At 33.5% G+C, this 9,146-nt stretch carries 7 protein-coding genes; 4 read left to right on the top strand and 3 right to left on the bottom strand.

Annotated features, from left to right (window positions below; all coding sequences use genetic code 11):
- A partial coding sequence (locus ABUA27_RS10950; protein ID WP_349820710.1) for an RNA-guided endonuclease InsQ/TnpB family protein occupies window positions 1-837 on the top strand: 837 nt, incomplete at its 5' end.
- 191 nt (window positions 838-1,028) lie between these two features.
- Complete coding sequence (locus ABUA27_RS10945) at window positions 1,029-1,931, top strand: DNA-processing protein DprA (RefSeq protein ID WP_287846499.1); 903 nt, start codon at window positions 1,029-1,031, stop codon at window positions 1,929-1,931.
- Window positions 1,932-2,415: 484 nt separating this feature from the next.
- On the opposite strand, the gene ABUA27_RS10940 is transcribed toward ABUA27_RS10945, so the two are convergent.
- Complete coding sequence (locus tag ABUA27_RS10940) at window positions 2,416-3,756, bottom strand: dicarboxylate/amino acid:cation symporter (RefSeq protein ID WP_349820709.1); 1,341 nt, start codon at window positions 3,754-3,756, stop codon at window positions 2,416-2,418.
- Window positions 3,757-3,899: 143 nt separating this feature from the next.
- Here ABUA27_RS10940 and ABUA27_RS10935 point away from each other — a divergent pair, with 143 nt between their 5' ends.
- Complete coding sequence (locus ABUA27_RS10935; protein WP_161220338.1) at window positions 3,900-4,055, top strand: hypothetical protein; 156 nt, start codon at window positions 3,900-3,902, stop codon at window positions 4,053-4,055.
- A gap of 70 nt (window positions 4,056-4,125) precedes the next feature.
- On the opposite strand, the gene ABUA27_RS10930 is transcribed toward ABUA27_RS10935, so the two are convergent.
- Both ABUA27_RS10930 and ABUA27_RS10925 read right to left on the bottom strand, forming a co-directional pair.
- Entirely contained in the window at window positions 4,126-4,998 is an 873-nt protein-coding gene (locus ABUA27_RS10930; RefSeq protein ID WP_349820708.1) for a hypothetical protein, read from the bottom strand.
- A gap of 133 nt (window positions 4,999-5,131) precedes the next feature.
- Window positions 5,132-6,484, bottom strand: coding sequence for an MATE family efflux transporter (locus ABUA27_RS10925; protein WP_287968670.1), 1,353 nt, complete (start codon window positions 6,482-6,484; stop codon window positions 5,132-5,134).
- A 253-nt stretch (window positions 6,485-6,737) separates the two neighbouring features.
- Here ABUA27_RS10925 and ABUA27_RS10920 point away from each other — a divergent pair, with 253 nt between their 5' ends.
- Entirely contained in the window at window positions 6,738-9,065 is a 2,328-nt protein-coding gene (locus ABUA27_RS10920) for a glycoside hydrolase family 3 protein (protein ID WP_349820707.1), read from the top strand.
- Window positions 9,066-9,146 lie beyond the last annotated feature (81 nt).

The raw sequence follows: 9,146 nt of genomic DNA, 5'->3' as shown, positions 1-9,146 counted from the left end.
GGCAGATCTGATGTGAAAATGTATTTTGTAAGGAATAATCCAAAAGACTGCCTTTGTGAAAGACACAGAATCAAGATCCCGTCACTTGGCTGGGTACGCATCAAAGAGAAAGGATATATTCCAACTACAAAAGATGGATACGTAATTAAGAGCGGTTATGTCTCAATAAAAGCTGACAGATACTATGTTTCAGTTCTTGTAGAAATCCCAGATAGAAGGAAAGCCAGTAATTCTGGTGAAGGAATTGGCATTGACCTTGGATTAAAGGACTTTGCGATTGTCTCTAATGGCAAGACTTATAAGAACATCAATAAATCTGCAAAATTAAAGAAGTTTGAAAAAAAGCTTATTCGAGAACAGAGAAGTCTTTCTCGTAAGTATGAAAACCTAAAGAAAGGAGAGTCCACTCAAAAAAGAAATATACAAAAACAAAGGCTTAAGATACAAAAACTTCATCATAGAATTGACAATATCCGTACTGATCATATCAATAAGATAATCGCAGAGATAGTGAAAACCAAGCCATCTCATATAACGATTGAAGATCTAAACGTATCAGGGATGATGAAGAACAGACATCTTTCAAAGGCAGTTGCTTCGCAGAAGTTTTATGAATTTAAAACAAAGCTTCTAGCTAAATGCAAGGAGAATGGAATTGAACTTCGAATTGTAGATAGATGGTTCCCATCATCTAAGACATGTCACTGTTGCAAGAATATCAAAAAAGATTTAAAGCTTTCAGATAGACTTTTCAGATGTGACTGTGGCTATATCGAAGACAGAGATTTCAATGCTGCACTTAATCTGAGAGATGCTACAACTTACGAAGTTGCATAGATGAACGCAAACGTAGGTATGTACCGAAGGCTATTTCGGGAATTTACGACTATGGAGTGTACTTGAACTTGTGAGTAGATATGATTTCGGTCAATCCAAAGCATACACGATGACATAGTAAGTAATGTTCGTGAGAACTTACATTATCTCGATGTGAGTATATTTAATCACATTTTGAGTGGCAGGCTACTATGGATATTAATAATGTATATGTAAGAGATGCTATTTTGTATTATACAATCCAACAATATTTCAATTGTAACGATAAGAAAACAAGTCAATTCATAACACAATTAGACCACTTCGATTATAGAAGTGGTCTAATACATAATATCCCTTACTTATCCTTGCAATTACACGTATCAGAGAAGGATTTCTATCATACCTATCTAATAAGAGTCAAGGAGAGTTTCAAAACACTCCCAGAAGACGTTATTTTAGTTAAGAAAGGTGATAAGATATACTCTAAACTATTAGCTATCATCCCAACAGCACCACCATATTTATTTCTTAAAGGCAATGTACGTTTATTAAATGAAAAGTCTGTCAGTGTAGTAGGGAGTAGAAATGATTCTAAGGAATCAATGGAAAAAACAGAAATACTTGTAAAAGCATTAGTCAAAAGAAATATAGTAGTCAATGCAGGACTTGCGAAAGGTATAGATACAATAACCCACCAAACAGCATTAAAAAACAATGGAAGAACTATAGCTGTCATAGGAACACCTATTAACCAGTACTATCCTAAAGAAAATAAAAACCTTCAACTCGCTATTGAAAAACATGGACTTGTTGTCTCACAATTCCCACCCTGCAATAAAGTAAATAAATGGAATTTCCCTACTAGAAATGCGACTATGAGTGGTATTTCTATCGCAACTATTATCATGGAAGCAGGAGAGAAAAGTGGGGCATTAAGACAAGCAGATCACTGTCTAAAGCAAGGTAGAGACATCTTGATACCTTATTCATTACTACAATCTTCTCTCTTATGGCCTAGAAAGTATATAAAAAAGGGAGCACATACCTTTAAGAATATAAAGGAAGTATTAGAACTATTAAACAAGAATGATATTCTTTATAAGAAAGTTTAATCTGCCTCTTGCATACTCGCTCTGTATTAGTATATATTATTAGTAATTGGGTTATATGTTTGCGGACATATACTTGAAGGAGTCAGAGCAATATGGCTTCTTCTTTTTTATAGCAAAAAAGCCTCTAATTAAAGCTACCTTTTAAAGGTCACCATTAGAAGCCTCTTTCTTATTAGAAAACCTTTCAACAAAGCTACTTTTTAAAAGCCACCTTATCTTCCAGCTCTCTTTATAAGTATTATACATGCTTATCGTAAAATTACAAGTAAACTATTCGATTTTTTTGATGTCTAAAGTGAAACGTTAAATTCCACTTTAGATCTGTCAAAGTTGCGTTTAGTCTTTCACATCTAAAGAGATTTTATCATCATTCTTGACTGTTTATTGAAATTTATCACTGCGTATATAGAGGTAGGTAGACTGTTTAATGTATTATAAAAGGAGTCAGATTTAATTTTTCTGACTCCTTTTCTAGAAAGAACTATTACCCTTTATATACTTCCTGATCAATCATATTTTCTTTCTTAGCTACAATAACTGAAGTAGAAGCATCACCAACTACATTAAGTGAAGTAACTAACATTTCAATAGGTCTATTGATTGAAAGAATTAATGAATATGCAAGTAATGCTGCATCGTTTGTATAACCCATACCAGTTAAGATAGTAAATAGGATCACAGCACCTGCACCTGGTGCAGCTGGAGTACCAACTGATGCAATTAATGCAAGTACTGCAATAACTGCCATAGACATGAATGTTACTTTATATCCAGAACTTGCTGCAATAAACATAGCTGCAATAACCTGCATGATTGCTGTACCATCCATATTGATTGTCATACCTAAAGGTAATACAAATGATGCAATCTGATCATTTACACCTAATTCTTCAGTTACTGTTCTCTTATTGATTGGAAGAGTTGCAGCACTAGAAGAAGTAGAGAAACCAAATAAAGCAACCTTAACCATCTTCTTCATGAATGGTTTTGGATTTACTCTAGCCATAGACATTAAGTAGATAGGATAAGCTAAGAATAAATATATAAATAATGCAATAACAACTGTAACTACATAAGCAAGTGCTGGTCTTAATGAATCAATACCATAAATTGCGAATGTTCTAGTTAATAAGCAGAAGATACCAATAGGGGCAAACTTATTGACTACAAATGATAAGAATAAAGTAATAATCTTAGATACTTCTTCGAATAACTTCTTTAGAGTCTTTGTTTCTTCTTCTAATGTATTCATTGCTAGACCCATAGCAACTGCAATAAATACAATGGCTAATACATTGCCATTAGTAGAGAAAGCTGAAATAAGATTGTTAGGAATAATGTTTAAAATAATGTTTAATGGGTTAGAACCAGTAGAACCCTGCTGGATAGTTACTGCTGCTTTACCTACTGCATTAAAGAAACCTAAACGATATACAATAGAGGCAATTACACCTGCAAAACATAATGCACATACAGTTGTAATAAAGAAAGTTAAAATAGTCTTAGTAGAAATTCTACCTAACTTCTTTGTATCTGTGATAGTTGAAATAGCTAATGTAATAGATACAAATACCATAGGTACAATAATAAGCTGTAATGAATTAACAAATAACTGACCTACAATATAGAAGATCCCAACAGCTTTAGTTGCTGTAGGCTGTGTAATATCCTGAAAGAATAATTTATTGATCTTTGTCCAAAGATCAGTCTGACCACTACTTATTAAGTGTTCTCTTAACATAATGCAGCCAAACCCACAGGCAAGACCACAAATCATCGCAATTAACATCTTTTTAGCTAACTGCTTACCATTACTCGTTTTCATTTTTACCCTCCTGAATTTAATCCCAAAATTGAGAATATTATACACTATCTAGAACATAATGCAAATAGTATTCGTAAAAATGTGAATGAGCATAATATATTTATTTAGAACTATGATATAATAATCAGCATAGCCAAACTTATATGGATAATGATTATAGGGAAGAGATGTTGAAGTTAAGAGAAGAACTTCTATTAGTTGAAGAAGAACGTAAAGCAGGTAAGAAGGTTTATGCTATTGATGAATTAGACGAAATCCTAAATGAAGTTATTGATAATGTAAAACAGTCAGGCATCTAAACCTGACTGTTTTACTTAAGAAAGGGGAGAGCACTTATAGTAGTCTCCCTGAGGGAAAGATATATTATTTTTAATAATCCCAGTTCTTCCAATCTCCACCAGTTAACTTATCAAAGTCTTCACCATTAATTTCTGCACCATCACCATAGGAATGATCACCTTCCCAGTGATATTTAGGATCCATTTCAACTGTTAATGATCCTTTATGAGTTTCTGAAGAAGAACCACCTGAAGTATTACTGCTTCCAGAAGAATTGCTGTTGTTTGAAGAAGAATTATTAGAAGTTCTATTTGTATTAGAACTCTGTTTCTTCTGTACCTTAGTCTTTACACTTGTAGTACCATCTTTATTCTTCACTGTCTCATGTACAACTTCTTCATTATTATTAATCACTGGTTTCGCAATAATAGTGACCTTACCAGTCTTTTTACTCTCATTATTGTACTTATCTTTCACTGTAACGTTAAAATCATACTGTCCTGCAGCATTCATATCTACCTTACTTGTATCAATCTCAATACTTGTTTCAGATAGATCACTAATATTCATTAGAGACTTGAAATCAAATGTAGTAAGGTCTGTACCCTGTAATATCTCTATATCAGCAGGTAATACTACTTCAGGTGCTTTGGTATCCTTTACAATAACACTCTGTTTCAAAGACTTCTTCTTATACTTCACAGTAATACTATACTTACCTACTGCAGGATAAGTCTTATCCTTCTCATTAGGTATCTTATTGATTATTTCTAAATCATTTTTATTAAAATCCTTATAGTCTTTTACTATATCCTTAAGTTTAGGTGTATATGTAGTTCCATATTCTATATTCACCTTATTAGTCTTAAGTTCTAGTTTAGGACCACTTAACGCATAAGCAGCAGCACCTACACCAATAAATACAACTGCACCTGCAGCTATCATTATCTGTTTCTTATTCATATTTTTTCCTTCCCTTACTATATATCTTATATACAATGATATTCTTAGTGTTAGTTTGATGCAATGGAGAAAGTACTATATTTATATTATTCACAAGCATTACATAAGAATAATAGAAAAAGAGATCTCTTTTCTAAGAAATCTCTTTCTTTAAGCTCTTTCCAATAGTTAACCACATAGTCATATAACAAGCACCGCCACCTATAAAATTACTAATAGCTTCTGAAATAAATACACCTTCAATTCCAATAAAACGTGGAAGAATAATAGTCAAAGGAGCTACTATGATCACTTTTCTAAAGATAGAAAAGAAGATAGCCTGTTTAGATTTGCCTAGTCCTACTGCCACAGACTGACCACATATCTGTAATGACTGCATAAAGAATCCTGCAAAATATAATCTAATATAAATAATTGCATGTTTAGTCATATGAGGATCATGAGTAAAGATATTAATAAAGTATAGTGGGAAAGCAGTAATTAATACCCATATAACAAACATTGTCCCAAAACATAAGAGTGTCACAAAACGTATTGCTGATAAGACACGTTTATATTCTTTAGCCCCATAATTATATCCTAGTACTGGCTGAGAGGCATTTCCAAACCCTTGGGCTGGTAACTGCACAACTTCTCTAATAGAGTTAATAATAGTCATAATCGCTATATAGAGATCACCACCATATAGTTGTAAAGTAGAATTACATACAATAGATACTATAGAATTCGTAATACCCATCATAAATCCTGCAGTCCCTAAAGAGAATATACGCTTTACATAATAAGGGTTTAAATACATACACTCTTTCTTTAACTTAAGTATTGTTTGATCACTTCTTAAGAAGTGTATTGTCCATAAAGCAGATACAAACTGTGACAGTACTGTTGCAAGTGCTGCACCTTTCACATTCATATTTAATACAAATATAAATATTGGATCCAATATAATATTCAATACAGCACCAATCAGTACTGTCATCATTCCTATTTTCGCAAATCCTTGACTATTAATAAAACTATTCATACCTAGTCCTATTAACACAAACACAGTCCCTAACAAGTATATAGTTAAATAATCATTCGCATACTTAAAAGTATGCGTACTTGCTCCAAAGAGCCATATGATTTTCTCCTTAAAAAGAAAACCAATAATCATTAAACCAATCCCAAATAGTACTAACAAACAGAAAGCATTTCCCATAATCTCTTCTGCTTCTTTATTATTACCTCTCCCTCTCGCAATTGAACAAAGTGGGGCACCACCCATACCAAACAAGTTCGCAAATGCAATCACTATAGAAATAATAGGAAGACATATTCCCAGTCCTCCCATAGCTAGTGTTGAAGTATGAGGAATACGTCCTATATATATTCTATCTATCACGTTGTAGAGTACATTAATCAACTGTGCTACGATCATTGGTCCTGCAATAGATAATATATGTGTAGAAACCTTTCCCTTCGCAAAATTATTCCTTTCTTGCATCTAACCATCTCCCTTAACATAACCTCAACTATCTCATATATATTACATAAATACAGTTCTTTTTCAAACTTTGAAATACTGAAACTCATATTATCTTCTGTATATCATGCTTTTTTATTATATATAGTGAGATATACTATATCAAAATAAAATTCCACAAATAAAATTAAGAATATGAAATATATGTTGTATAAGTGATATGTAAGCGCTACAATATCTATGCTAGATACATTCGAAAGGAGAAGAAAACGATATGAAGAAAGTATCCGCTATAGCACTTAGTACAGCTATGGCACTCTCAATGGCTTTGCCATCTAAAGTCAATGCCACAAGCAGAGTGGATCAATTACTCTCTAATATGAGTACAAGACAAAAGATCACACAGATGCTTATGGTAGACTTCCGTTACTGGGATGAAGACTTAAGTGATGGTGTACAGACTACAGGTCATGAATTTACTAAGATGAATGACCAAGTCAGAAAGATTGTCGAAGACTATGATTTTGGAGCACTTATTTATTTTGCTCAGAACATCCAGGAAACAGAACAATCTTACAACTTAAGTATGGCTATGCAGAAAGCAGCTACAAAAGATGGTGGTATTCCACTATTAATTAGTGCTGACCAGGAAGGTGGTAGTGTATACCGTTTAGGTTCAGGTACAGCTTTACCTGGTAACATGGCACTTGGTGCAACTCATAATACAGAGTATGCGAAAAAAGCAGGTCAGATTATTGGTAGTGAATTAAGCAGTATTGGTATTAATACTAACTTAGCTCCTGTTGTTGACGTTAATAATAATGCCAACAACCCAGTTATTGGTTTAAGAAGTTACAGTGATGATGCAGATGTAGTAGGGAACATGGCTTCTGCAACAATTGCTGGTTTGAAGGACTATAATGTCATTGGATGTGCGAAGCACTTCCCAGGTCATGGTGATACAGCCACTGACTCACATTATGGTTTACCTATCGTAAACAAATCAAAAGCAGAATTATTAAATAATGAATTAAAACCATATAAGATTGCAATCAATCAGGGTATTGAAATGATCATGACTGCACATATCTTATATCCACAATTAGATAACACAACTGTTGTTTCAGAAAAAACAGGTAATGAAGAAAAGAAACCTGCGACTATGTCAAAAGCAATCATCACTGATCTATTAAAGGGTGAAATGGGATTTAATGGTGTAGTCACTACAGATGCGATGAACATGAAGGCTATTGCTGATACATTTGGTGAATCACAGGCAGTTAAGCTTGCGATTGAAGCAGGTGCTGATTTGATTTGTATGCCTACAGTTCTTTATAACCAGGAAGATGTTAAGAAGCTAGACACAATTATTGATTATGTAGAAAATGCTGTGAATAATGGTGAAATCTCTGAATCAAGATTAGATGATGGATGCAGAAGAATCTTAACAGTCAAAGAGAACAGAGGCATCTTAGATTGGAAAGAATCTAACTTCTCATTAAATAAAGCTTTATCTACAGTAGGTAGTGCCACTAATAGAGCAACTGAAAGAGAAATCGCAGCTGCAGCTGTCACTGTTGTAAAGAATGAAAACAATACTTTACCTCTAGTTGTTAAAGAAAAGCAGAAAATCTTAATGCTTTGTCCATATGACAATGAAAGAGCACAGATGATTATGGGTTATAATCGTGCTAAAGAAGCAGGACTTATCCCAGACTCTGCAGAAGTAAAAGTAGTAAGATACAATGGTTCTAATATGGATGCTGTAAAAGAAAATATCGATTGGGCTGATACAGTATTTGTTAACTCAGAAATTAGTGCTGCAAGTCGTTTCTCATCTAACCATTGGTTGTATTCAAATGTAGAAGATATCGTAGACTATACTCATGAAAAGGGTAAGAAGTCTATCGTGATGTCAGTAGATAAACCATATGATGTACAGATGTATGCTAATGCGGATGCTATTTTAGCTGTATATGGATGTAAAGGTTCTTCAGTAGATGTTACTGAAGCAATTGTTGGTGGAGTGACATCTTCTAAAGCTGCTTATGGACCTAACATTATTGCAGGTATTGAAGTTGCTTTAGGTACATTTGGTGCTCAGGGAACACTTCCAGTTGATATTCCTGTATATGATATGACTGCAAAGCTTTATACTGATACTATCAAGTATAAACGTGGTTATGGTATTACTTATAAGTCATTACTTAACAAAGATACTTTAAATGCCTTAATCTCTAAGGCTGAAGGCTTAGATTCTAAGAAATATACAGAAGATTCTTGGAATAAACTTGTATCAGCTTTAGCTGCTGCAAAAGAAGTAGCTAACACAAATGGTGTTTCTCAGAAGAAGATTGATGAAGCGATTGCTTCATTACAGTCTGCTATGGATGCTTTAGTAGAAAAACCTGTAGAAACTAAACCAGAAGAACCTAAGAAAGATGACACTAAGAAAGAAGATACAAAGAAAGAAAACACAAAGAAAGAAGACACTAAGAAGGATAATGTAAAAACAGGCGATAGCACAGCTATCCTACCACTGGTTACATTAATGGGTCTTGCTTGTGTTGCATTTATCTTTCTTAAGAAAAAAAGAGCTTAATAACTGAACCTTTAATTTTTAAGGGGGGTCAATAAAAAACTCGCTTTAAATATTTGGGGGTTTCCACTTGTAAAGGGCAGT

Source organism: Catenibacterium sp. RTP21428st1_D7_RTP21428_210409 (assembly GCF_040227455.1).
Taxonomy (GTDB): domain Bacteria; phylum Bacillota_I; class Bacilli_A; order Erysipelotrichales; family Coprobacillaceae; genus Catenibacterium; species Catenibacterium mitsuoka_A.
This window is presented reverse-complemented; position numbering and strand designations above follow the sequence as displayed.

Coding starts and splice junctions, on each gene's coding strand:
- ABUA27_RS10945 (WP_287846499.1), top strand. CDS start 1,029: ATGGATATTAATAATGTATATGTAAGAGATGCTATTTTGTATTATACA.
- ABUA27_RS10920 (WP_349820707.1), top strand. CDS start 6,738: ATGAAGAAAGTATCCGCTATAGCACTTAGTACAGCTATGGCACTCTCA.
- ABUA27_RS10925 (WP_287968670.1), bottom strand. CDS start 6,484: ATGCAAGAAAGGAATAATTTTGCGAAGGGAAAGGTTTCTACACATATA.
- ABUA27_RS10940 (WP_349820709.1), bottom strand. CDS start 3,756: ATGAAAACGAGTAATGGTAAGCAGTTAGCTAAAAAGATGTTAATTGCG.
- ABUA27_RS10935 (WP_161220338.1), top strand. CDS start 3,900: ATGGATAATGATTATAGGGAAGAGATGTTGAAGTTAAGAGAAGAACTT.
- ABUA27_RS10930 (WP_349820708.1), bottom strand. CDS start 4,998: ATGAATAAGAAACAGATAATGATAGCTGCAGGTGCAGTTGTATTTATT.